This window comes from Microvirga sp. P4_G7, assembly GCF_056401005.1.
This window is the reverse complement of record NZ_JBFUKD010000897.1, coordinates 1-1234: the sequence shown is the minus strand read 5'-3', so window position 1 is coordinate 1234 and position 1234 is coordinate 1. Positions and strand designations below refer to the sequence as shown.

The following is a 1234-nucleotide window of genomic DNA, read 5'->3' as shown; positions in this document are numbered from 1 at the left end:
ATCAATCATCCGCGCGAACATCGAAGAGATTGGGATATTCCCGGGGCTGCGAGCGGAGGTACTGATCTGGCGCCTTGACGGCAGCGCCGAAATGCGCGGCGGCGTGCCAGGGCCAATGGGGATTGTAGAGGATCGCACGGGCGAGCGCGATGAGATCGGCGTCACCCGTGGCGAGGATGGCTTCCGCCTGCACGTAGTCGGTGATGAGGCCCACAGCGACGACGGGCATGGCTGTGGCCGCCTTGACGGCGCGGGCGAGCGGAACCTGGTAGCTGGGACCCACAGGGATCTGCTGCGCAGCGCTGAGGCCGCCGCTCGAGACATGGATGGCGCCGCATCCGCGCGCCTCGAGCGCCTTGGCGAAGATAACGGTCTCTTCGATGGTCCATCCGCCCTCGCACCAGTCGGTGCCGGAGACGCGCACCGTCACTGGCCGATCTGCGGGAAAGGCCTCGCGTACGGCATCAAATACCTCGATCGTGAGGCGCATGCGATTTTCGAGCGAACCGCCGTAATCGTCGTCACGGCGGTTCGACAACGGCGAGAGAAATTGGTGGAGCAGATAGCCGTGCGCGGCATGGATCTGGACCGCATCGAGGTCGAGCCGGGCGGCGCGGCGCGCTGCATCGGCGAAAGCGCCCCGCAATCGTGCCATCCCGTCTCGGTCCAAAGCCGTTGGCGCGACCTGGCCCACTTGGAACGGAATTGGCGAAGGAGCCACTGTCTGCCAGCCATTCGCGTGATCGGGTGGAATCTGCCCACCCTTTTTCCAAGGTACTTCGGTGGACGCTTTTCGGCCGGCGTGGCCCAGCTGAATGGCGATCGGCATGTCCGACCATCGGCGAACGCTATTCACGACATGCTGCATCGCCACTTCACATTCGTCGGAATAGAGGCCGACATCGGCATAGGTGATCCGACCTTCTGGCAGGACCGCCGTCGCCTCGATGGTCAGGAGGCCTGCGCCCGAAAGAGCAAGCTGGCCGAGGTGGATCAGGTGCCAGTCGGTCATGCAACCGTTCTCGGCCGAATATTGGCACATCGGCGCGATGACAATTCGATTGTCCAGTGAGAGAGCTCCGACCTGAAAGGGCGTGAAGAGTTTTGCGCGGGTCATCGAATGGATCTCGTGTAGCGGTTGAGCAACGGTCTACGCAGGCCGCATTGTTGGGAAATGTGGCACCGACGGAACGGTTCTTTTAGCAGATATGGCTCCGCCCCGACCCATTTAGCA

General features: G+C 62.8%; 1 protein-coding gene. It reads right to left on the bottom strand.

All coding sequences use genetic code 11. The features are described from left to right. Position 1: 1 nt before the first annotated feature. Positions 2 to 1117 (bottom strand): NADH:flavin oxidoreductase/NADH oxidase, encoded by a 1116-nt coding sequence (locus tag AC1DT3_RS21725; protein ID WP_477467256.1) that lies wholly within the window; start codon positions 1115 to 1117, stop codon positions 2 to 4. Positions 1118 to 1234: the final 117 nt, after the last annotated feature.